Origin of the sequence: Laedolimicola sp. (genome assembly GCF_051972735.1) — a bacterium.
GTDB lineage: Bacteria > Bacillota > Clostridia > Lachnospirales > Lachnospiraceae > Laedolimicola > Laedolimicola intestinihominis.
In genome coordinates this window covers 25,995-48,303 of the sequence record NZ_JBOKYU010000007.1, presented here as the reverse complement: position 1 = coordinate 48,303, position 22,309 = coordinate 25,995, and the positions used below count along the sequence as shown (strand labels likewise).

Here is a 22,309-nt window from a genome sequence, read left to right as displayed (position 1 = left end):
CATTTTTATACGCCCTCAGCAGCAGGTGCTTCGGGCTGTATGGAATCGTTACTACATTTCTGTAAAAAATTCCAGGCCATGGCCGGATTGGAATAGAAAAAGAGATGGGGGAAGCCCGCATACAGGGTCGGTGTGCCGTGTACGCAGTCCCAGTTCCGCTTCCGTAAGGGCTTCTTCGCGTGGATGGCGTTGCCGCAGTCCTCGCTCTCCCAGTAATGAAATTCATGTCCCCGGGCCTTTTCGCCCTCTGCCAGAATCAACTGATCCTGTTTTGCTTCCATTTCGATATACCCGAAGCGGGACAGTTTATCCGTCCGGTAGGCTTTGGCCCCAATGACGCCTGCCATGGGGTAATCCACGCCATCGGATCCCTCCAGAGTCCGGTGCAGGTAAAGAAAGCCGCCGCACTCGGCGATACAGGGGAGGCCTGCTTTCACCGCGTCGTGAATGGCTCCCCGCATGTCTTCATTTTCGCTCAGCGCCTTCGCGTGCAGCTCCGGATAACCGCCGCTCAAGATGAGGCCGTCGATCCCTTCCGGCAGCGCCTCGTCCTTTATGGGGGAAAATGGTACCAGCTCTGCGCCCATATCCTTAAGCATCTGAAAATTATCCCGATAGGTGAAGCAGAAAGCGTCGTCCTCCGCCACGCCGATGCGGACTTTTTTTCCGCCTGAAAGCTTCGGAAGCTCTGGCGTCTCGTAGGTGAAATCCGGCGCTTCATAGGCCAAAGCCAGAAAAGCGTCCAGATCGATGCTTTCCTCCAATACGGCAGCCAGGCGGTTCAGCTTCTCTTTCAGGCTCTCGATTTCACCCGGAAGCACCAGGCCCAGATGACGGCTTTCCAGCACCAGATCCTCCACCTTCGGCACATAGCCCAGCACCTTCACCGGCAGCCAGCGCTCGATTTGCGCCTTCATGTCGGCGTACAGGGACTTCGGCATCTGATTTAAAATGACGCCCTTGATGCGGCTGGGAGTCTGATATTCCAGGAAGCCCTTGATCAGCGGTACCACAGAAATGCTCATACCCCTGCAGTTTACCACCAGCACCACGGGCATATCCAGTGCCGCCGCCACGTCCGAAGAGCTGGCCTCCTCGGAGATGCCGCCAAGTCCATCATAATAGCCCATGACGCCCTCGGCCACGGAAATCTCCGCCTCCGCAGCGCTTCGGCCAAACAGGTAACGGGTGGTCGCTTTATCCGTGAAAAAAGTGTCTAGGTTGCCGGATTTCACGCCGATGACCCTGCTATGAAACATGGGGTCGATATAGTCAGGGCCACATTTAAAGGAGGCCACACGGAAACCGCGGTTTACCAGAGCCTGCAGGATGCCGCAGGTAATCAGGGTTTTGCCGCTGCCGCTGGACGGAGCGGCCAGCATAATTCTCGGCAGTCTCATTTACGCTTCCCCCTTTCCGGTTCCGGCGAAGATGTAGACCGGATTCTGCCCCATCATCATCTCGTAGGGCCCCACCTTTTTGGCCTTGGCCGCCTGAATCTGGGTAATATCCACGTCCGTAAAACCAAGCTCCTTGAAGCAGCTGTTGGCCTCCGCCACGGTCTCCAGGGTAATGGCGTTTACTACCACGCGGACGCGGGAATTCCGGTCAAGCAAAAGCTTCAGAATCTCTTTCATGTTGCCCGAGGAACCGCCGATGAAGGCGTGGGTCGGGGCGGGCAGGTCAGTCAGGGCCTCTGGGGCCGTTCCCACATGCACCTCCACATTGGGGGTGCCAAACTTCTTCGCGTTCTCCTCGATGAGGGCTGCCGCCGCGGGCTTTTTCTCGATGGCGTACACTTCGCCGTCCGCGGCTGCCAGCGCCATCTCGATGGTGACGGAGCCGGTTCCCGCGCCGATGTCCCAGGCAATAGAATCCCGGTTCAGATTCAGCTTGGCCACGGAGAGACTGCGCACCTCGCTCTTCGTCATGGGCGCGTCGCCCCGCTGAAACTCTTCGTCGGGGATGCAGCTTCGAAGTCCGCTTGTGTAGGACGGGTTTTCGATGATAGCCACGCAGAGGCTGTCAAAGGCTTTCTTCTTCAGCTCCGCGGGAGTGCCCTCGGTGATACGCTCCTCCGGGTAGTGGAGGCGTTCGCCGATGTAGAGCTTCACGTTTTCGAATCCATATTTTTCCAGTTTTTCACATAAGGATGCTACATTGTCCTTGCCGCCCAGCAGCGTGAAGGTGCGGAAATGGGTGCGTACCGCCGCAATCAGGTTCTCTCTGCGGCCATGGATGCTCATGAGCTTCACGTCCTCCCAGGCGATTTTCAGGCGGCTGCAGAAGTAGGTTACGGAAGAGATTCCTGTAATCAGTTCTGTGTGGATACCTGCGCCCTCAAAGGCGGTGATCAGGCGCTTCGCGCCGCTGTAGAAGCCCACGTCGCCGGACAGGGCCACTGCGATGGTGTGATGCTCCGGGTGATCCTGAACGTAAGCCAGCATTTTGGCCGGATCGTAGGCGTCGAACAGGGGCTTGCCGGTGGCATTGAAAGAATCCAGCATGCGGCCGGAGCCTAAGATACAGTCGGCCTTTTCGAAGGCCGCGCGGGCCTCGCCGGTCAGGTGGTCGGGGGTGCCCATGCCGATGCCGACGAGGTATGCGGTTCGTTCTTCGTTTTTGTTACAGGAATCCATAGAATTACAAATACTATCGCAATTGGAATGTATTTCTTTCTCTTTTTTAATATTTTTTACATGATTAGACTCTAATATCTTTTGGATTTGGAATCGTTCCGCCAGCAGCTTCACTCCATCCTCAATGGACAGCCCCTCCTGCTCCTGCGGGCGGCCTATCAGCACAACTTTGACTCCAGCCTCTTGGGCGGCGGTCATTTTCTCCTCAAAGCCGCCTGCGCGGCCTGCTTCTTTGGTAACCATCCAGGCTACGCCGGTGCTGCGGAGCATGGCCAGGTTCAGCTCTTTGGAGAAGGGACCCTGCATACAGATCAGGTGCGGGCCGGTGAAGCCTGCCTCGGTACACTGGATTACGACCTCCGGAGTCGCCAGGACGCGGGCGTAGACGCGGTTCCGGTAGTCAGGCAGAGCAGTAAATTTGGCTAATTCCTTGCTTCCTGTGGTGACGAAGATGGAACCTTCGGTCGTTTTCAAAAAGTTTACTGCGGCCTCCACACTCTCGACTACTACAATTTCTTCCGCAGTCTTACCTGCATTTTTATCTGTGACTGTATTTGTCATCTCTTTACTTACTTCGTTTTTCCTATTTTTTCTCATCAACGAGGGACGAATCAGACGCAGATACTCACACCCGGCCTGTGCGCAGGCCGTCTTAATGTTCGCCGACACAGCCACGGCGTAAGGATGCGTCACATCCAGCACCAGCGGTTTTCCCTCCGCTTCCAAAAGCTGCTCCATCTCCTCCGGCAGCAGCCGTCCCTGGCGTACGCTCAGATGAGGCTGTTTTTCCACCAGCAGTTCTCCATATTCGGTGGCCACGCTGCACAGAGTCTCCACCCCTGCTGCCGCCAGCCATTCGCTAATCTGCCTTCCCTCTGTCGTTCCTGCAAATACAATTACCTGTCTCATGTACCTGTTCCTCTTACCTTATCCATACCTGGAACCGTTTCTTCTTCACAGTTCCATCCAATATTCCTTTCAAACCGACTCCTCCGACGGAATTATCCGAAGTTTACCGTGTACTCCTCCAGCGCAATAGCCACCGTCACGCCGTCCCCGGCCGTCTTTGGCTGAAAAAGCTTCTTTCTGCCTGCGGCCAGCAGGGCGCTGCGCTCGCACACATTTCCTACGCCGGTAATCTGCCGCACGAAGGCGGATTCGGAAAAGCCACCCTCACATTCCACAGCTTCAAGCTCCCTTGCCGTATAGGTCTGAAACGGCAGCTTCCAGGCAGCACAGAAAGCCAGAAGCCCCGGCTCTTCTTTTTTCAAATCGATGGAAGCCACCCTGGCAATGGCCTGTTTCGAAAGCTGATTCTGCAAGAGCACCTGTTCCACCAGCGCTTCGATGCGCTCCACAGGCGTACCCCTTTTACAGCCGATGCCCAGCACCGCAATGCGCGGAACCAGATGCAGAGTCCGGGGAAACGGATCATAGGTTTCATCCACGGAGATACTGATGCCAAGCCCATCCTTTTTCTGGATGGACAGCTCCGGTGGAATCTGCCCAACCACTTCAAAATCGCTGTAGAGACCGATGGTCCGCTGCTCCAGAATATCCGCCGCCACCTCCTTGGCCAGAGACAGACTGTCCAGATGCAAGTTTTCCCGGCGTGCGAAATCATCCACAGAGAATCGCCCTCCCGCGTCTGTAGCGGTTGTGATGACCGGCACGGCTCCCACCAGGGCCGCTATCTCCCTGGTCAGCGCATTGGCTCCGCCCAGGTGCCCGGACAACAGAGAAATGACGAAATGACCCTGCTCGTCCATGACCAGGACCGCCGGATCGGAAGCCTTGCTGGCTACGAAGGGAGCGATTGCACGCACCGCGATTCCGGCGGCCCCGATGAACAGCAGGCTGTCGCATTCCCGGAACATGTTCCCGGTCCATTCCTTCAGGGAACCCTCCAGCATCGGAATGCCCCATTCAGCTGCATCCCTGCCTTTGCAGAGGCATACACAGGTGTTACCTTTTTGTTCATACGCGTCTCGTATCCGTTTCGTAAACATACACCCTGCTCTGGTAAATGCAATGATTGCAAGCTTCATGCTGTCATGTCCTTTCCTGTCCAAATCTATTCTATCTTACTCTGCCAGTTTTTCTGTTCCTTCAGACTCTGTCTGCTCGATTTCCGCTTTCACACAGGCTATCAGCCGCCGCACATCTGTGGATTCGCCCAGCACGCCCTGCTCCAGGGAAAAGGTCAGGATACCCCTCTCCAGGCTCTTGCCGCTGCGGTGATCCACATAGAATTCCATCCGCTCCATGAGGCGTTTCATCACCGGGTCCAGCAGCCCCTTCTCCTTCAGGATATCCAGGGCTTCATCTGTAGTAATGCAGTCCATCAGCCGGGCTGCCGTCTCCTGGTCCGCGCCCAGCACCGCCGCGTGGGCCGTCAGGATATCCATCCGGGCGTCGGCGTTGCGGGAGTGGGTGTTCATAATTCCTGCGGCCAGCTTCACCAGCTTCCCGATATGTCCCACCAGCAGAATTCCCTTCGCGCCGAATTCCACAGCCGCGTCGATGGCTTCTCCCAGGAAATTACTGTATTTGACGGAACGCTTTAATACCTCCGGCTCGTAATCCTCCAGAAAATCCAGACCGTAATTGCCCGGCACCAGCACCAGATAGCTCCGTCCTCCGGCCAGCTGCATTTTGATATCTACACGGATGGTCTGAATCAATGCTTCCTCGCTCATGGGTTCCACGATGCCGCTGGTTCCCAGAACGGAGATACCGCCCACAATACCAAGGCGGGGGTTAAACGTCTTCTGCGCCAGCTCCGCGCCGCCCGGAATGGAAATGATCACCGAAAGGCCGCCGGTATATCCGGCCGCCCTGCACACGTCCTCCACGCCCTCGCGAATCATCTGACGCGGCACCTTATTGATGGCTGCGTCGCCCACGGCCTGTTCGAGACCTGTCCGGGTCACCCGGCCCACGCCCTCGCCGCCGTCCAGCGTGACGCCCGGCTGCGCTGTCCGACTGACTGTGGCATAAATCAGCAGACCGTCGGTCACATCCGGGTCGTCGCCTGCGTCCTTTCGGATGGCGCAGGAGGCACTGCTATCTGAAAATTTCGGTTCCAGCACCTCCAGATGGAGACCGATGCCCTTTGGCGTCATCAGCTCTACCTCCGGCAGGATTTGACCGTGCAGCAGCATCCAGGCCGCCGCCTTGGAAGCCGCTGCGGCGCAGGAGCCGGTGGTGTAGCCCATCCGCATTTTTTTATTGTTTTTATAGACGTATTGATCCAGCATTGTTTTTTTCCTTATTTTTACTGTGCAGTCACAGTTTCCCGGCCTGCGGTCTCCAGCAGAATATTCAGCAGCTTATAGGTCCGCTCCCTGGTCCACTTGGCCGCCTCTGTATTTTCCAGCAGGGGCTGCAGGCTTCCGCCCTCGGCCTCTTTTCCGGCCTCCTGTACCGCTGCTTCCTTATCCTTGATCCAGGCCCGCTGTTCATCCAGAAGCTTCGCCATGGCATCCCCTGTGAGAACACCCTTGACCTTCAGCTCATACCAGATATGGTTCAGTGCGTCATCCCAGTCCTCATAGAGCTCCTGACTCTTCTCATTCATATCCCCCTGGCTTAAAGAATCATTTTGAAGGGAATCTTCCAACTCTTTCGCTGCCTTTTCCGTATTTTCCACATAAGTTTTCGCCGTATCCACGGAATCATAGCCGGAAAATCCCTCTGCGCCCTCCACATTGTAAAGGCCGTAGCAGGGAAGACCGTTCTCTTCGGCCTCGAGACGATCATAATTGCTGCACGCCCACTGTAAAAATTCCTCCGGCAGCTGGTCAACCGGCGCGCCCGGCAGATAGATATCCACCTCATCCGCACCGTCCAGGCCGTAAGCCTCTGTGTAGGAATAAAGAATCTGATCGAGGATCTCCTCTTTTCCTATCTCATACGTGTAGTTGATTTCACCAAGCTTCATGGACCAGGTATAATCATTGACCTTCTTTAAATCCGTAAAGGTTCCGGTGAAGGTATTGCCGTACTGGGTTCCGTTCGGGTAACCGTCTCCGGTACTGCCCATATCCATATCCCAGTATTCCCCGGAAAAGCTGCCGTCCGGCCGGATATTCAGCTGGGTTTCCCAGGCTCCCGCGCCGCTGGAGAAGGTGAAATCTACATACTGAAGATCCGCGAAGCTGAACTCTGCCGAAGCACTGCTGTCAGAGTTCTTAGATGCGGCTTTGTCTGCATCGTCCGGCGTATCTGCCGTATTTTCTGCCGCGTCTGTGTCTGTCGTCGTATCCGTCTGCCCTGTTCCATTTTCCACATCGTTCTTTTTCCCGCAGCCGCTCAGAGAAAGCACCATAACCACCATCAGCAGCACCACAGCCGCTGTCAGAAGCCTTGCACACTTATTTTTCATACCCTCACCTCCATGTAAATACTTTCAAGTATTTATTGTATCAGCTTTATTCTATCAAATATCCTGCCAGTTTTCCCATTAAGAAACTCTTAATTTTCCACACTTTTTATTTCTGATGCGTATATTCTTCCACGTTTCCCTCTGCAAAGCTGGGAAGTCCGTTATACAGCGCCAGTGCGTACTGATACAGGCTGTAAGCCGTCACGGCTCCGGTGCCCTCGCCCAGGTGCATGCCCGCCTGAATGGGCGCCGTCATGCCAAGGGCGTCCAGCATCATCCGGCCCGCAGGCTCCGCGGAACAATGGGTCGGCACCATATAGGCCTTACTCTCCGGCGCAAGCTGCGCCGCACAGTATGCGGAAACAGAGGAAATAAAGCCGTCGATCAGCACCGGCACACGCAGCATCGCTCCGCCCAGATAGCAGCCAATCATGCCTGCAATATCCAGACTGCCCACCTTGGAAAGTACATCCAGGATATCATTTTTATCCGGCTGATTGACCTCGATAGCACGACGGATCACTTCGATTTTATGCTCCAGTCCGGCGCTGGAAAGTCCCGCACCCCGACCGGTTACCTCTGCTACATCCTTGTCCAGCAGCACCGCCGCCATGGCTGAACTGGGGGTCGTGTTGCCGATTCCCATTTCACCTGTGATAATCATGCGACACCCCGCCTCGTACAGGTCTTTTACCACCTGAATTCCCGTTTCAATGGCTTTCACGGCTTCCTCCCGGGTCATGGCCGGTTCCTTTGCCATATTGGCGGTGCCGTAGCGGACTACCCGGTTCCAGATCCGGGGATGTTTTCCGTCCACGAACATGCCGATATTTACCGGGATCACCTCAATGCCCATCTGCTTGGACATAATGCAGACAGAGGATTTGCGGTCGCCCATATTTTCCAGCACCTGGGCCGTAACCTCGCTTCCGGTCTGGCTGACGCCCTCTTCCACCACGCCGTTGTCCGCGCCCATGATGGCCACCACCGGCTTCAGATCCGCAATTTCACCAAGCTTTGCGGTTCCGTAGATGCCCGCCAGCTGCACTGCCATTTCTTCCAGGCGTCCCATGCCCCGTAAGGGCTTGCAGAGGGAATCCCAGTGGGTCCAGGCTGCGGTCACCGCATCCTCATTTAACGGTCTTATTTGTTGCGTGTACTGATCCAATTCCATAATTTCACACTTTCGTTTCTTCTATATTCTCTGTTTCTTATTCTCTACCCAAAAACTCTATCTGCCGCCCTGATATAACATGGCATTGCAGATGGTCGCCGCAATATTGCTGCCGCCTTTTCGTCCTCTCGGCACGATATAGGGAATGCCTGCAGTCATAATCAGCTCTTTGGCTTCCACCACATTTACAAAGCCCACCGGCGCGCCGATGATAAGCTCCGGCCTGATTTTTCCCTCCTGAATCAGCTCATAGAGGCGAATCAGGGCTGTAGGCGCGTTTCCTACCGCGATAATCAGGGGCTTGCCAAGCTCGGCCGCTTTCTCCATGCAAATGGACGCGCGGGTGCATTCCCGTTCTTTGGCCGCCGCAGCCACGTCCGGATCGCTCATAAAGCAGTAGACTTCGCCGCCGCATTCCTTCATGCGTTTTTTATTGATACCGGAGGCCGCCATCTGGGTATCGGTGACGATGGACGCGCCCTTATTCAAAGCGTCCACGCCAATCTGCGCCGCATTTTCGGAAAAGCACAGATTGTCCGCATAGTCAAAATCCGCGGAGGTATGGATACAGCGCTTCACAATGGAAAACTCCGGCTCCGGCCAGGTGCGGCCTCCCAGTTCTTCCGTGATAATCGCCATACTGCGCTTCTCGATATCCATGGGCTTTACAATTTCGATTTCATTTAACATGAGATTCCTTCCTCCAATATCTCGTAAATCTTCTCCATATCCAGAGAGCTGCGGACCAGATCCGCCAGCTTGTCATACTCCTGCTTCTTATGGGCCCGGGCGTCAAAATGCCAGTTTTTCGGATCGAGACCCTTCTTCACCATCAGCCGGCTCACCAGCATAGCCGCCAGATCGCCGTAGTCGAAGATCCCGTGCAGGTATGTGCCATACACGGTTCCCTCCGGATTTGCCAGACCGTCCACACGACCGTCCGCCAGATAAATGGTCTCCCGGCAGCCGCCCAGGGCTTCCGTGCGTCCCATGTGAATCTCATAGCCCTGCACTTCTTTTCCGGCAAATTCCAAAAGCTGTGCCTCGTTTTTGATACGGCCCTGAATCTGGGTCCGGGTCTTCGCCCGGGAAAATACGGTCTTTGTGTGTAAGAGGCCCATGCCCCGCATAGTTCCGCCGTGCTCCACATTGTCCGGATCCTCCAGCGCGTCGCCCAGCATCTGATAGCCGCCGCAGATGCCCACAACCGGAATACCGTCCCCGGAGCAGCGAAGCACCGCCGTCTCCATGCCGGACTCCCGCATCCAGACCAAATCGTCCATGGTGTTCTTCGTTCCCGGCAGGAAAATGAGATCCGGTTTCCCAAGCTCGCTCACATCCCGCACGTAGCGCAGCGATACGCCGTCCATGCCCTCGAATACATTGAAGTCTGTGAAATTGGAAATATGTGGAAGTTTTATGACTGTCAGATCGATGCCGCCCTTTTTCTCCTTATGATTCAGACGCTCGGACAGGCTGTCCTCGTCGTCGATATCCAGAGGCTTCAAGGGCACCACGCCTACCACCGGAATCCCGGTGCGTTCCTCAATCATAGAAAGGCCGGGACGCAGAATTTCCACGTCGCCGCGGAATTTGTTAATAATCAGCCCCTTGATCATCTGCTGCTCGTCCTCGTCCAGCAGCTTCACCGTACCATAAAGAGACGCGAACACGCCGCCCCGGTCAATGTCGCCTGCCAGCAGGACGGGAGCATTGGCGATCTTCGCCATACCCATATTTACAATGTCATTATCCTTCAGATTGATTTCCGCCGGACTGCCCGCACCCTCGATCACGATAATATCGTACTCGTCGGACAGCTTATTGAAGGCCTTCTGAATCTCCGGAATCAGCTTCCGCTTGTTGGCGTAATAATCCATAGCCTTCATATTGCCCAGAACCTCGCCGTTCACAATGACCTGGCTGCCCACGTTGCTGGTGGGCTTTAAGAGAATCGGGTTCATTTCCACAGTGGGCTCAATATCGGCGGCCTCCGCCTGCATAGCCTGAGCCCGGCCAATCTCCAGGCCGTCCTTTGTAATGTAGGAATTCAGGGCCATGTTCTGGGATTTGAAGGGGGCCACCTTATAGCCGTCCTGCTTAAATACCCGGCAGAGTCCGGCCACCAGACTTTTCCCGGCATTGGACATGGTTCCCTGTACCATGATTACTTTTGCTTTTTTCTTTTCGCTCATGTTATCACCAAACTTATTCCGTTTCTTGATCGTAAATTTTATGAATCAGGTTCCTTTTTGCAAAACTTTCTCCAGAGCTTCAAGCAGCTTTGCGTTCTCCGCATGTCCCCGCACCGCCGTCCGGTAAAAATCCGCACCCAGCCCGTGATAGTTGGCGCAGCGCCGGATCAGAATTCCTTCCGCCTGCATTCGGTCCGCCAGCTTCTCATCGCCTGCCGCCTGAAAACACAGGTAATTGGCATGGCCGTCGCACACACACAGCCCCAGTTCTTCCAGTTTTTTCTTTAAAAACGCCCGCTCCCGATCCACCAGATCGATCGTCTGTTCCCGAAAGCCTTCCGTCCTCAGAGCCGCGATTCCGGCGGCCTGGGCCGGTTCCGATACGGACCAGGGCTGGCCCGCCAGACGCATCCGATTCAGCAGATCCGCATCCGCCGACAGCACATAGCCCAGCCGCAGACCGGGGATAGCGTACATTTTTGTAAAGGATTTTAAAATGATCAGATTCGGATATTCCGCAAGCCAGCCCGCCGCTGAATAGCCCTCCTCATTTTTAACAAAGTCCAGAAAGCACTCATCCAGACACACCCGCACGTCCAGGGCTTTTGCCTTATCCAGCAGCTTTTTTACGACACTGCGCGGCGTCAGGATACCCGTGGGATTGTTCGGATTGCAGAGGAATACCATATCATGCTCCGCGGATAAGCTATCCACATAAGCTTCTGTGATTTCCAGAGTTTTCCCCAGCGGAAAGAAATCTATCCCCGTCCCGGCCTGGTTCAGGGCTTCCTCATACTCCGCAAAGGCCGGGGCGGTTACCAGCGCCCGCTTTGGCCGGGTGGCGTATACCAGTCGGTATATAAGATCTGCACCACCATTGCCGCAGAGAATGTAGTCTTCCGGCTGGCCGAGCTTTTCGGACAACGCCGCCCGCAGTCTCCGGCAAAAGGGATCCGGATAGTTCAGGGATCTGTCCAGGCTTTCGATGATAGCCTCACGGACGCCGGGCGGCATGCCTAAGGGATTGATATTGGCGGAAAAATCCAGAAATTCCGCTTCGTTTCGTCCGCTTTTTTCCGCTGCGCCGCGGATATCGCCACCATGCAGATAGACGAATTGCTTCGGCTCATTTCCCCTATGCAGTTTTCCTTCCACTATCGAAGCCGCGTCGCTCTGTATCTGAATCAATTCGCTTTCCCTTTCAAATTATCTTTTCTGAGCACATCCCGTATCCCCTCCGCTGTGTAAACCACTGCGCTTGCATACACCGGAATGCCCGCCTGCACTGCCGCTTTTTCTGTCACCGGACCGATGCAGACAGCCTTTGCCGTCATGTCCCCCGGGTTCTCTGCCATAGCCGCAAAGGCCTTGACCGCCGATGCGCTGGCGAAGGTAATATAATCCATTTCCGGCAGGATACGGTTCAGTTCTTCGGCCTTGCGTCCGTCCCGGGCAGTGTGATAGAGGGCTGTGTCCGTATAAGGAACGCCTGCCGCCTCCAACGTCTCTGTAAGCTCTGAAGAAGCCTCCTCCGCGCGTAAAAGCAGCACTTTATCCGCCGCTGTCAGCCCCGGAATCCACTCCGCGGCCAGATCCCTGCTGGAATACCGGCCGGGCACAAAGTCCGCATAAATACCTGCCGCCTCCAGGGCTGCCTTCGTGCCTGCACCAATGACCGCAAATTTAAGACCTGCGAGACTTCGAATATCCATCCGACGCTCTTTCAGCTCATCCAGGAAAAACTGCACGCCGTTGCTGCTGGTCAGCACCACCCAGCTGTAATTCTTTATCTCTGCAAATGCCTGCTCCGTCGCCGGAGTGCTCAGCTTCTTCGTGTAAATCAGACTGAATGGAATCGCCTCCGCGCCGTCTGCCGCAAGAACCTCCCGCTGCTTTTCACACATGGGCTTCGTACCGGTCAGCAGTACCCGTTTTCCAAAAAGGGGCTTGCCGCCCAGCCAGGAAAGCTGTCTCTGCAAGGTCACCACATCGCCCACCACCGTAATGGCCGGGGTCTGAATACCCGCTGTCTTCGCCGTCTCCGCGATGGATTCCAACACGCCTGTTACCACCTGCTGTCTGGCCGTCGTTCCCGCCTGCACTACAGCCGCCGGTGTCTTCGGATCCTTTCCATGGGTAATCAGTTCTTCCGCGATATGGGGCAGATTTTTCAGGCCCATCAAAAATACCAGCGTACCTTCCTCTTTCGCCAGGGTCGCGTAATCCAGCGCCAGACCGGTCTTGTCCGCGCTCTCATGTCCCGTAATCACATGGAAGGAGGACGCAAAGTCCCGGTGCGTCACCGGAATGCCCGCGTAAGCCGGAGCCGCGTAGGAAGAAGACACGCCCGGAATGATCTCAAACTCCACGCCAGCCTTTAAAAGCTCCTGAGCTTCCTCGCCACCGCGGCCAAAGATAAAGGGATCGCCGCCCTTGACCCGGGCCACATTTTTGCCCTCCAGGGCCTTTTCCACCAGAAGAGCATTGGTCTCCCACTGGCGTAAATGATGCTTGTCTGCGCGCTTGCCCGCGTAGATAAGCTCCGCGTCCTCTCTTGCCTCATTTAAAATGGCCCCGCTTGCCAGATTATCATAGACCAGAACGTCCGCGTGACGAATGCACCAGAGGGCTTTCTGTGTCAGCAGTCCCATATCGCCGGGGCCTGCGCCCAAAAGCCAGACCTTGCCCCGCTTCACTTCGCCTGCCAGGTTTTCGCCTAACATGCGCGCTTTGGAAAGCTTCTCTTCCTGGCTGCCTGCTTCAGTCAAATCCACGACAGCCTCGGCTTTCCGAAGCTCGGTTGTTCCCTCCGGTGCGTACAATACCTTCATTTTCAGGAATTGCGCTGCCGGGACGCACAGTCCCGCCGCCGGGGCATTACAGCTTCCGCCGATAGCCGCCAGGAAGCTGCGCTCCGCCTCAAGCTCCAGCGCCGCCTCCTCACAGTGAATGGACTTTAATACTTCCGTAAAGCGTCCCTTTTTCGCCTCAACGGCCAGAATGCCCTGCCCGGCCGCCGGAAGAAAGCTGTCCGTGTCCAGATATTCCAACCGGATCCCTTCTTCTTTGTCCAGCCCCAGCCGTTCCAGACCTGCCGCCGCCAGAAGAATCGCGTCATACTGACCCTCTTTCAGCTTCCGAATCCGGGTCTGCACATTGCCGCGCAGCATCCGGATCCGTACCGTGGGATTCAGCTCTTTGATCTGCAATTCCCGCCGGAGAGAGCTGGTTCCCACGATACTGCCCGGCGCCAGCTCCCGCGCTTTCACGCCTGTGGTGGTCACCAGCACGTCATGGACGTCAGCACGCTCCAGCACCGCACCAATGTAAAGCCCTTCCGGGAATTCCATGGGCATATCCTTGGCGCTGTGGACGGCCAGATCTACCTCTTCCTTTAGCAGAGCCTCCTCCAGTTCCCGGGTAAAAACGCCCTTGCCTCCAAAAGAGGTCAACGATTTATCCAGAATCTCGTCGCCCTTCGTAGACATTTCCACGATTTCTATCTCCGCCTCCGGGAAAGCCGCTTGAATGCGCCGCCGCACCAGATCGGTCTGTACCAGAGCCAGTTTGCTTTTTCTTGTACCGATTCGAATCTTCATAATTTACTCCTGTATTTCCATGAGCGCTGACCTCGATTTCACTTCGTTCTATCTCGGTCGCGGGCCTTACTTTAACGCGTAGCCTCTGGGGGTGATCATTCTACCGCTGCTTACATAGGTCTGCGAGTTTCCAATGATGACTACGCTGAACATATCAATCTCCGCGTTTTTAAGCTCCGCTAAGGTTGTAATCTGCTTGCTCTCCTCTTTGCGTCCCGCGTGACGCACGATACCCACAGGAGTTTCCGGCTGCCGGTAGCGCATCAGGATTTCCGCTGCCTGCTCCACATAGCCGGTACGCTTTTTGCTCTTGGGATTATACAGGCAGACGATCAGGTCGCCCTGACCGGCGCAGTCCACCCGCTTCATAATCAGATCCAGCGGCGTCATCAGATCGCTTAAGCTGATCACTGCGAAATCATGCATCAGCGGCGCACCCAGCACAGAAGCCGCCGCGCTGGCTGCCGTCACACCCGGTACGGTCTCGATCTCGATATCCGCATTCATTTCCTCTGCCACCTGGTAAATGATACCTGCCATGCCGTAGATGCCGCTGTCTCCGGAGCTGACCATGGCCACGGTCTGATCCTTCATAGCTTCCTCCACTGCCATCCGGCAGCGCTTCACTTCCTGCATCATGGGAGTCGCCAGATAATTCTTATCCGGGAAGAACTCCTTTAACATCTCCACATAGGTGGTATAACCGGTGATAATATCCGCATTGTTGATAACGTCGATACATTTGGCGGTCATATGCTCATAACCGCCGGGGCCGAAGCCCACCACGTATAATTTTCCCATTGTATTCTCCATTTTCTATCTGAAACTCTGTCGGGCTCCTTTTCCGGAATCCCGCTGATATCTGCTTATTTCTCCGGCTCCCGCAGATTCTCCACAAAGGCCTCCAGCTCCTCCGGGCTCGCATTCTCCCGGATTCGGTAAAACAGCTTGTCAATGGCCTTGCCGAAGCCCTTTTTCTCCGCTTCCTCTTCCATCCAGTGCTTTACCTCCTGCATCCGGGGTACCGCCTGCTGGAAAATCATCCAGCGCATGAAATCCTCTTCAAACTCTTCCAGAATCTCACCCGCCTGACAGACTGCTTCCTTCTTGGCCCGGTTGTTAGTCTCTGCTAACTCTTCAAGGTCGTCCATATTGTAAAAGAAGGTGTGGGGGAACTCAGCGATGGTCTCCTCGATGTCCACCGGAACCGCCAGATCCACAAAAACACGGGGCTTATCCGTCGTCATGTGCTCCTTCACCTTCGTGCCGGTCAGCGTATAATGGGGGCTGGCCGTAGCGCTGATAATCACATCCATGGCGTTGATGTAATCGTAGCGCTCCTTATAATCAATCAGGGTATTGGATTCGCTCTTGATATGGGCGTCGTGGGTCATCGTTACATTGCGGATGGTGCTGTAGATATTTAAGCCCTTCAGGCTGTACAGATTCTTCAGTACGATACCGCCGATCTGACCGGTACCGCCGATAACCATAACATTTTTACCCGCCAGGCTTCCGCCAAAGGCTTCTTCCGCTGCCTTGACCGCCAGGGTCGCCGTAGATACCGAGGTCTTCGACAAATCCGTATCCGTCTTAATCTTCTTGGAACAGGTCACGGCATAGCGGAACAGGGTATTCAGGTATTTCCCGCTGTTGCCCGCCTCCTGTGCCAGCGCATGCGCATGCTTTACCTGGCCGAGAATCTGATCCTCGCCCACCACCATGGAATCCAGTCCCGCTGTCACGGAAAACAGGTGATTGACCGCTTTTCTGTCCTGATAGAAGCGCAGATAATCGGATACGTCCTCTTTCACGGCTGCCGCTCCGGATTCCCGGAGAATCAGCTCCTGCAGCCTGGTAAATACGTTTTTCTTCTTATCCTGGTTTTTATCAAAATAGGTATAAATCTCTGTCCGGTTGCAGGTAGCGATAATGACGCTCTCTGCCGCGCCGCCCTCGTCTATGAGGATTTTCTCAAGCTCCGCCTGCTTCTCTTTGGTAAAGGCGAAAAGCTCCCGAACCTCCAGCGGCGCCGTCTTATGGCTGATGCTGATAAGCCGGATGCTCATTACGCTTCGACTCCCTTCCGGAACTCATGGGTAAAGGTCTTGTCATAAAGCCTGGACAGCTCATAATCATCTCCCAGGAAATCTCCTACTACAGTCAGCGCAGTCTTGGTGATGCCTGCTGCCTTTACCTTCTCTGCAATGTCCAACAGGGTTCCTCTTACAATCTTCTGTTCCGGCCAGCTTGCCTTGTATACAACTGCCACAGGTGTATCCGGACGATATTCTTTCCGAAGGGTTGCGGACAGCTCCTCCATCATACCGATGCTCAGGAAAATGATCATGGTGGCGTGATGTCTGGCCAGATCCTGAAGCTTTTCCCCCTCCGGCATGGGCGTTCTGCCCTCCATGCGGGTCAGGATCACCGTCTGGCTCACACCCGGCAGCGTGTATTCCTTCTTCAGGGCTGCCGCAGTCGCCAGGAAAGAGCTGACCCCCGGAATGACCTCATACTCGATACCCATGCGATCGAGAGCGTCCATCTGCTCCCGGTGCGCGCCGAAGATAGCCGGGTCGCCGGTATGTACACGGACCACCTTCAGGCCCTTGGCTTCGCCGTCCTTCATGACAGCCAGAACCTCTTCCAGGGTCATGGTGGCGCTGTTATAGATCTGCGCGCCCTCCTTGGCGTCCGCCAGCACCTTGGGGTTTACCAGAGAACCTGCGTAAATGATAATATCCGCGCTGTCGATCAGTTTCTTTCCCTTAATTGTCAGAAGCTCCGGATCTCCCGGGCCTGCTCCGATAAATGATACCATTGTTTTACCTCTTCTCTCTCTTAATGATGACGGTTGTAAAGTAACTGTATGTTCTCTCCGGATCCAGGGATCCGATATATTCGTCCTTCATACCCACGCAGCTGATGACCGTAGCGCAGCTTTCCGCGCGGTCATACTTTTTCATCAGCTCCAGGATGCGGCCAATGCTGCCACCTGCCTTCATGATGACCACGTTGTCATAGTGGGCGATGGCCTCCTCCACCTGCTGCTCCGCACGGACGGAGGGCACGATCACCAGGGACTCATTTCCCTCCATCAGCGGTAACCGGGCCGCAGCCGCTCCGCTGCAGAAGGATGGAATACCCGGGATAATCTCCGTTTCAAAGCCATGCTCTGCCACATACTGGTTCACATACATGTAAGTGCTGTATACCGAGACGTCGCCCAGGGTAATCATAGCGATATTCTTTCCCCGGGAAAGCTCTGCGGTCAGCTGCTCGCAGGCCGCTGCTCTGCACTTCTTCCGCTCCTCCTTATCCTTTGCCATCCGGAAAATGACTTCCAGGAGGTGCTTATGCTCCAGTTCCACCACCGGGCGGATGATTTCCAGCGCCGTACTCTCTTCTCCGGCTTCTTTTACCGGAACGGCGATGATATCCGCTTCATCGAGAATCCGTTTTGCTTTCAGCGTCAACAGCTCCGGATCACCCGGACCCACGCCGATGCCGTATAATTTACCCTTCATCTATTTATTCTCCTCCTGCTCCTGGGCTGCCCGGGCGCGGTTCATGGCGTCCTCGGTCAGATCCTTTACGATTTCACTTGCGATCAGAAGTCCCGCTACGGACGGTACAAATGCGGTCGAACCCGGAATGTCACGGCGTTCAGTACATTTATGCTTGGCTCCCGGCGGGCAGATACAGTTGGTTCTGCAGCTGATGGACATGTCCTCGATGGGACGCACCGCCTTCTCCTTGGAGTAGACCACCTTCAGCTTTTTGATGCCGCGTTTTTTCAATTCGCGCCGCATGACTCTCGCCAGCGGACATACGCTGGTCTTATAGATATCCGCCACCTCGAACAGGAAGGGATTCAGCTTATTGCCCGCTCCCATGCTGCTGATCAGAGGCACGCCTGCCTTCTCACATTCCTCCACCAGAGAAATCTTCGCGGTGACTGTATCGATGGCGTCCACCACATAGGTGTACCGGCTGAAATCAAATTCATCCTTATTTTCCGGCAGGAAGAAGCAGAGATGTGTATTGACCTCCGCCTTCGGATTGATCTCCAGGATACGCTCCTTCATGACCTCGGCCTTGTACTTACCCACCGTCTTCCGGGTGGCAATAATCTGGCGGTTCAGGTTCGTCAGGCACACCTTATCGTCGTCGATGAGATCAAAGGCTCCCACGCCGCTTCTCGCCAGGGCCTCCACCACATAGCCGCCCACGCCGCCGATGCCGAAGACTGCCACCCTGGAATGCTCCAGAATCTCCATGGCTTCTTTTCCCAGTAAAAGTTCTGTTCTTGAAAACTGATTTAACATAATTTTCTCCTCATGCGCTTGCAAAACAAAAAGAGATCTGTATTTTATGACAGATCTCTCCCTATGATCAGCAGCGGATTTCATCCCATCGGCCGCCAACTATATCCGGAACCGCTTTCCACGGAAGCCTGTCCATTTCCCGCAAAGAGCAGGTAGCCTGGCTTGCAGACACGCTGCTTACAGTGACCGGATCGCTCAGGCCTTCCACCTGATTCCCCTGCTTTATGCATCATGCATACTCTCTGCGTTATACCTTAGTCAGTGTAGCATACAGACGGGCTTTCGTCAACAAAATATACCCTATAGGGTTTCCCTTTTAACAGGTTGCTCCTCCTGTCAGATGAAGCTGCGCATCCAGAATCTCCTGCTTTCTCTCCAGAATTTCATCAGACAGAAGCTGCTGCTCCACGTTATCGAAGCCGAGACGTTCGATGGTCGCAGCGAAACGTTCGCCGGTAATGCCCTGCTCCCGATACAGGAGAATCGCCTTTTCAATCACGTTTAAGGCTTCTTCCTTACTGGTGAACACCTTACGCAGCGCTTTTCCGTGATTGATTTTTTTGCCCCAGCGGCCGCCGATGTAAATCTTAAATCCGTACTGACCGTCTTCGATGGCGTCGAAACGGCATTGACCCACACAGCGGCCGCAATTGTTACAGATTTCTTTGTTAATCTCCAGAACGCCGTCCTTCACCTTTGCCGCGCCGATGGGACAGGCTGCCTCTACGCTGCACTTCTTACATCCGTTGCAGCTATCCTCGTCAAATTCGGGGATTCTCTGACCGATGATTCCCAAATCATTTAAATCCGGTTTTACACAATTGTTGGGGCAGCCGCCTACCGCAATCTTAAATTTGTGCGGCAGCTTTACCGTGTGATACCCCTCATAAAAACGGTGATGGATTTCCTCGGAAATGGCGAAGGAATCCAAAAGTCCATACTGGCAGGTGGTTCCCTTACAGGCTACAACCGGGCGTACCACAGAACCGGTTCCACCTGTAATTAGTCCTTCTCTGGCAATATATTCCTTGAATTCTTCGATTTTGTCGTAGGGAACGCCCTGTACCTCCACCGTCAGACGGGTGGTAAAGGTTATCACTCCGTTTCCGAATTTTTCCGCCGCTTCCGCAATGCATCTCTGCTGCGCAGCCGTTATCTTTCCATTGACGGTAATGATTCTTGCCGAGAAATTATCGGTTCCCTTATTGCTCAGAAATCCCATTGCCTTTACGCGCTTTTCATCTTCCTTGCTGATTGTTAATGTAGCCATTGTGTGCCTCCTTTTATTCTTCCTCTGTTAATTCTGTATGGAAGGTCATGCCGCCCTCCAGTACCTTTGTATCCGTATATCCGTAAGCCTTCAGACGGTTCTGCACCAGATAAGCCCGTTTTCCCTTGGAACATACCAAAAGCAGTTTTTCGTTCCTGCCAAGCCCGTCTGCCGGACCGTCCAGGCTGTTCAGATCCACATAGGGATACCCGTGCAGCGACGGTGTAATACCCGCATCCACGATCCGATAATTTTCTCCTTCTTCCGCATACTCTGCGGCCGTCATGCTGTCCAGCTCCCCGTTCAGCTTATTCAGCAGAATATTCACTGCATGCTGCAGCGGATGAATCGCAGTGGAGAAGGGCGGCGCGTACGCAAAATCCATGTACTGCAGATCCTCCAGGGTCGCTTTCATGGAAATCGCAGTCACCGCTATATCCGTCAGCTTATCCACCGCTCCCGTTCCCACAGTCTGCATACCAAGCAGCCTGTGGCTTTCCCGATCTGCAATCAGCTTTATGACAAATAAAGCTGCGCCCGGATAGTAATGTGCCTTATCGTCCACCACACAAATCACACTCTCTGCGTCATAGCCTGCTTCCCGCGCCGCCTGCTCCAGTAATCCGGTTCTTCCCATGCAGAAGCCGGCCAGCTTCGCCACGCCGGTTCCCAGCACGCCCGGATACTGCACTGTTTTCCCGGCAAGGTGCTGCGCCGCCGCGCGGCCCGCTATATTCGCTGTGGAACCCATGGGCGACCACTGGGGCTTTCCGGTAATCCGGTTCGTTACCATAGCGCAGTCGCCGACCGCGTAGATATCCGGATCATTTGTCTGCAACGCCTGATTTGTCAACAGAGCTCCTTTGAACATTTCCAGACCGGCGTCCTGCAAAAATTCCGTATTGGGACGGATTCCCATAGCCAGGATGCAGGCGTCCGCCTTCATGGCACGGCGGGAGGTTTTTACCTTTTCTACCTTCTCCTCCCCGAGAATTTCTTCCAGGCCCGTTCCGGTAAAACACATGACGCCCGCGTCCGCCAGCTTATTTTCCACATAATCCGCAATCTCCGGATCCAGGAAGCCCGGCAGAATATGGGGCGCGAAATCAATGACAGATACCTTCACATCCTTCGCCGCCAGATTTTCCGCGATTTCCAGTCCGATAAATCCACCGCCCACGATCACTGCCCGACGGATCTCTCCAGCCTCCACAGTCTGCCGAAGCATATCTGCGTCCTCCGGCGTTCTCATATAAAATACATTTTTCAGCTGCGTGCCCGGGCAATCCGGCTCGAAGGGACGCGCGCCCGTGGCAATCACCAGCTTATCATACGCATAGGCTTCGACTGCTCCCGTATCCAGATTCACAGCCTCCACAGTTTTCCCTTTTCGGTCTACTTTTGTCACTTCAGTCCGGATTTCCACCGGCACTCCGGTTACTTTTTCATAAGATTCCGGCGTATGCACCAGCAAATCCTTTTTTTCCCGGATCACGCCGCTCACATAATACGGAAGACCGCAGCCCGCATAGGAAATATCCTTTCCCTTTGTCAGGATCCGGATGTCCGCATTTCGATCTTCCCGCTTCAGCTTGGCTGCAGCCTTGGTTCCGGCTGCTACACCGCCCACTACAATGACCTTCATTTTTCTTCCCCTTTTCTGATACATTTTCGTTACTCTTACTATAGCACTTGCTTATCAATTTGAAAAATGATATTATTTTATTAAATCAATAGGTTTTATCTATACATCTGACAGAAAAGGGGATTTTACATGACCATTCGCCATCTTTCGATTTTTACCGCCGTCGCCGAATACGGCACCATGTGTGCAGCTGCAGAGCATCTGTATCTGACCCAGCCCACCGTCAGCCAGGCCATCCGGGAACTGGAAAAACATTACCATTGTCTGTTGTTTGAACGGCTCGGGAAAAAGCTTTACCTGACAGAACAGGGAAAGCTTCTGCTGTCCCAGGCTCCGGAGCTGATTTCCCGGTTTTCAGAGCTGGATCAGTTGATGATGAATCAGGGGCAGACCGCTACGCTGAAGCTTGGCAGCACCCTCACCGTCGGTACCTGTCTGACTCCCTCCGTGATTCTGGAGTTGGAAAGGAAGCTGCCGGGTCTGGAAGTATATTCCTTTGTGAGCAATACTGCCGAAATTGAACAAAAGCTTTTGAGATCCCAGCTGGACGCCGCGATTGTAGAGGGTGAAATTCAGTCTCCCGATCTGATTGTGCTCCCTCTTATCGACGACTGTCTTGTTCTGACAGCAGGGATTCATCATCCTTTTTATGAAATGGAGACACTTCACTCTTCGGATTTAAACGGACAGGCTTTTGCCATGCGTGAACAGGGCAGCGGCACACGACGGCTTTTTGAACAGTACGTGGCAGAGCAGGGGCTCTCCATCCGTATCACCTGGGAAGCCAACTGCCCCCGCACGATCCTGAACGCCGTTTTATACAACAAGGTTCTGTCTGTCATGTCTCTGCGTCTGATGTACCATGAAATCCGTCATCAGCGTCTCCGCATTTTTTCTCCTGAAAATCAGGAATGGAACCGGACCTTTAAACTGGTTTATCACAAAAATAAATTCCTGACCCCGGCTATCTACGAACTGGAAAAGCTGCTGCGGCAGTATCCGCGCATAGAGCTTCCGAAAGAAACAGGGCGTCTGAAGCAGTAATGCCTCAGACGCCCTGTTCCGGGTT

The 22,309-nt window shown here is 54.5% G+C and carries 18 protein-coding genes and 1 riboswitch; of the genes, 1 reads left to right on the top strand and 17 read right to left on the bottom strand.

Features of this window, described 5'->3' with window-relative positions:
• Positions 1-5: 5 nt before the first annotated feature.
• The 17 genes from ACTRC3_RS03435 to ACTRC3_RS03355 all read right to left on the bottom strand — a co-directional run bounded on the left by ACTRC3_RS03435 (position 6) and on the right by ACTRC3_RS03355 (position 21,240).
• A complete protein-coding gene (locus ACTRC3_RS03435; protein WP_440321585.1) occupies positions 6-1,400 on the bottom strand; it encodes a cobyrinate a,c-diamide synthase in 1,395 nt (464 codons plus the stop codon).
• Positions 1,401-3,548 (bottom strand): precorrin-6y C5,15-methyltransferase (decarboxylating) subunit CbiE, encoded by a 2,148-nt coding sequence (gene cbiE, locus ACTRC3_RS03430; protein WP_440321583.1) that lies wholly within the window; start codon positions 3,546-3,548, stop codon positions 1,401-1,403.
• A 92-nt stretch (positions 3,549-3,640) separates the two neighbouring features.
• Positions 3,641-4,687: a cobalt-precorrin 5A hydrolase gene (locus ACTRC3_RS03425; protein ID WP_440321581.1), complete on the bottom strand. Its 1,047-nt coding sequence runs from the start codon at positions 4,685-4,687 to the stop codon at positions 3,641-3,643.
• A gap of 36 nt (positions 4,688-4,723) precedes the next feature.
• Positions 4,724-5,899 carry a cobalt-precorrin-5B (C(1))-methyltransferase CbiD gene (gene cbiD, locus ACTRC3_RS03420; RefSeq protein ID WP_440321579.1) on the bottom strand — a complete coding sequence of 392 codons (1,176 nt, stop codon included), beginning with the start codon at positions 5,897-5,899 and terminating at the stop codon, positions 4,724-4,726.
• A 17-nt stretch (positions 5,900-5,916) separates the two neighbouring features.
• A complete protein-coding gene (locus ACTRC3_RS03415) occupies positions 5,917-7,026 on the bottom strand; it encodes a lysozyme inhibitor LprI family protein (protein WP_440321577.1) in 1,110 nt (369 codons plus the stop codon).
• A 106-nt stretch (positions 7,027-7,132) separates the two neighbouring features.
• Positions 7,133-8,200, bottom strand: a complete 1,068-nt coding sequence (gene cobT / locus ACTRC3_RS03410) for a nicotinate-nucleotide--dimethylbenzimidazole phosphoribosyltransferase (RefSeq protein WP_440321575.1) — start codon at positions 8,198-8,200, stop codon at positions 7,133-7,135.
• A 57-nt stretch (positions 8,201-8,257) separates the two neighbouring features.
• The gene (locus tag ACTRC3_RS03405; RefSeq protein ID WP_440321573.1) at positions 8,258-8,890 is read right to left on the bottom strand and encodes a precorrin-8X methylmutase; all 633 of its coding nucleotides are present in this window, start codon (positions 8,888-8,890) and stop codon (positions 8,258-8,260) included.
• Positions 8,884-10,395, bottom strand: coding sequence for a cobyric acid synthase (locus ACTRC3_RS03400; RefSeq protein ID WP_440321571.1), 1,512 nt, complete (start codon positions 10,393-10,395; stop codon positions 8,884-8,886). Before ACTRC3_RS03400 ends, ACTRC3_RS03405 begins: the two co-directional genes overlap by 7 nt.
• Before the next feature lie 45 nt (positions 10,396-10,440).
• Positions 10,441-11,583: a threonine-phosphate decarboxylase CobD gene (cobD, locus tag ACTRC3_RS03395; protein ID WP_440321569.1), complete on the bottom strand. Its 1,143-nt coding sequence runs from the start codon at positions 11,581-11,583 to the stop codon at positions 10,441-10,443.
• Positions 11,580-13,994, bottom strand: coding sequence for a hydroxymethylbilane synthase (gene hemC, locus ACTRC3_RS03390; RefSeq protein WP_440321567.1), 2,415 nt, complete (start codon positions 13,992-13,994; stop codon positions 11,580-11,582). The genes cobD and hemC overlap by 4 nt, the downstream gene beginning before the upstream one ends.
• A 66-nt stretch (positions 13,995-14,060) precedes the next feature.
• A complete protein-coding gene (gene cobJ, locus ACTRC3_RS03385; RefSeq protein ID WP_349163306.1) occupies positions 14,061-14,795 on the bottom strand; it encodes a precorrin-3B C(17)-methyltransferase in 735 nt (244 codons plus the stop codon).
• A 65-nt stretch (positions 14,796-14,860) separates the two neighbouring features.
• Positions 14,861-16,063: a glutamyl-tRNA reductase gene (gene hemA / locus ACTRC3_RS03380; protein ID WP_440321565.1), complete on the bottom strand. Its 1,203-nt coding sequence runs from the start codon at positions 16,061-16,063 to the stop codon at positions 14,861-14,863.
• Positions 16,063-16,818 carry a precorrin-4 C(11)-methyltransferase gene (cobM, locus tag ACTRC3_RS03375; protein WP_440321563.1) on the bottom strand — a complete coding sequence of 252 codons (756 nt, stop codon included), beginning with the start codon at positions 16,816-16,818 and terminating at the stop codon, positions 16,063-16,065. Before cobM ends, hemA begins: the two co-directional genes overlap by 1 nt.
• A 4-nt stretch (positions 16,819-16,822) precedes the next feature.
• Positions 16,823-17,524, bottom strand: a complete 702-nt coding sequence (gene cobI, locus ACTRC3_RS03370; protein ID WP_440321562.1) for a precorrin-2 C(20)-methyltransferase — start codon at positions 17,522-17,524, stop codon at positions 16,823-16,825.
• On the bottom strand, positions 17,525-18,325 hold the full coding sequence (locus ACTRC3_RS03365; protein ID WP_440321560.1) for a tRNA threonylcarbamoyladenosine dehydratase: 801 nt from the start codon (positions 18,323-18,325) through the stop codon (positions 17,525-17,527). It abuts the gene before it with no gap.
• Positions 18,326-18,455: 130 nt separating this feature from the next.
• A riboswitch (cobalamin riboswitch) is annotated at positions 18,456-18,583 on the bottom strand.
• A gap of 58 nt (positions 18,584-18,641) precedes the next feature.
• The gene (locus ACTRC3_RS03360; RefSeq protein ID WP_178039927.1) at positions 18,642-19,595 is read right to left on the bottom strand and encodes a 4Fe-4S binding protein; all 954 of its coding nucleotides are present in this window, start codon (positions 19,593-19,595) and stop codon (positions 18,642-18,644) included.
• Between the two features lie 13 nt (positions 19,596-19,608).
• The gene (locus tag ACTRC3_RS03355) at positions 19,609-21,240 is read right to left on the bottom strand and encodes an FAD-dependent oxidoreductase (RefSeq protein ID WP_440321557.1); all 1,632 of its coding nucleotides are present in this window, start codon (positions 21,238-21,240) and stop codon (positions 19,609-19,611) included.
• 129 nt (positions 21,241-21,369) lie between these two features.
• Here ACTRC3_RS03355 and ACTRC3_RS03350 point away from each other — a divergent pair, with 129 nt between their 5' ends.
• Positions 21,370-22,284, top strand: coding sequence for a LysR substrate-binding domain-containing protein (locus ACTRC3_RS03350; RefSeq protein ID WP_178039925.1), 915 nt, complete (start codon positions 21,370-21,372; stop codon positions 22,282-22,284).
• Positions 22,285-22,309 lie beyond the last annotated feature (25 nt).

What these genes read in the sequence shown, in the direction of transcription:
- ACTRC3_RS03435 (WP_440321585.1), bottom strand. Translation starts at nt 1,400, where the DNA reads ATGAGACTGCCGAGAATTATGCTGGCCGCTCCGTCCAGCGGCAGCGGC.
- cbiE (WP_440321583.1), bottom strand. Translation starts at nt 3,548, where the DNA reads ATGAGACAGGTAATTGTATTTGCAGGAACGACAGAGGGAAGGCAGATT.
- ACTRC3_RS03425 (WP_440321581.1), bottom strand. Translation starts at nt 4,687, where the DNA reads ATGAAGCTTGCAATCATTGCATTTACCAGAGCAGGGTGTATGTTTACG.
- cbiD (WP_440321579.1), bottom strand. Translation starts at nt 5,899, where the DNA reads ATGCTGGATCAATACGTCTATAAAAACAATAAAAAAATGCGGATGGGC.
- ACTRC3_RS03415 (WP_440321577.1), bottom strand. Translation starts at nt 7,026, where the DNA reads ATGAAAAATAAGTGTGCAAGGCTTCTGACAGCGGCTGTGGTGCTGCTG.
- cobT (WP_440321575.1), bottom strand. Translation starts at nt 8,200, where the DNA reads ATGGAATTGGATCAGTACACGCAACAAATAAGACCGTTAAATGAGGAT.
- ACTRC3_RS03405 (WP_440321573.1), bottom strand. Translation starts at nt 8,890, where the DNA reads ATGTTAAATGAAATCGAAATTGTAAAGCCCATGGATATCGAGAAGCGC.
- ACTRC3_RS03400 (WP_440321571.1), bottom strand. Translation starts at nt 10,395, where the DNA reads ATGAGCGAAAAGAAAAAAGCAAAAGTAATCATGGTACAGGGAACCATG.
- hemC (WP_440321567.1), bottom strand. Translation starts at nt 13,994, where the DNA reads ATGAAGATTCGAATCGGTACAAGAAAAAGCAAACTGGCTCTGGTACAG.
- cobJ (WP_349163306.1), bottom strand. Translation starts at nt 14,795, where the DNA reads ATGGGAAAATTATACGTGGTGGGCTTCGGCCCCGGCGGTTATGAGCAT.
- hemA (WP_440321565.1), bottom strand. Translation starts at nt 16,063, where the DNA reads ATGAGCATCCGGCTTATCAGCATCAGCCATAAGACGGCGCCGCTGGAG.
- cobM (WP_440321563.1), bottom strand. Translation starts at nt 16,818, where the DNA reads ATGGTATCATTTATCGGAGCAGGCCCGGGAGATCCGGAGCTTCTGACA.
- cobI (WP_440321562.1), bottom strand. Translation starts at nt 17,524, where the DNA reads ATGAAGGGTAAATTATACGGCATCGGCGTGGGTCCGGGTGATCCGGAG.
- ACTRC3_RS03365 (WP_440321560.1), bottom strand. Translation starts at nt 18,325, where the DNA reads ATGTTAAATCAGTTTTCAAGAACAGAACTTTTACTGGGAAAAGAAGCC.
- ACTRC3_RS03360 (WP_178039927.1), bottom strand. Translation starts at nt 19,595, where the DNA reads ATGGCTACATTAACAATCAGCAAGGAAGATGAAAAGCGCGTAAAGGCA.
- ACTRC3_RS03355 (WP_440321557.1), bottom strand. Translation starts at nt 21,240, where the DNA reads ATGAAGGTCATTGTAGTGGGCGGTGTAGCAGCCGGAACCAAGGCTGCA.
- ACTRC3_RS03350 (WP_178039925.1), top strand. Translation starts at nt 21,370, where the DNA reads ATGACCATTCGCCATCTTTCGATTTTTACCGCCGTCGCCGAATACGGC.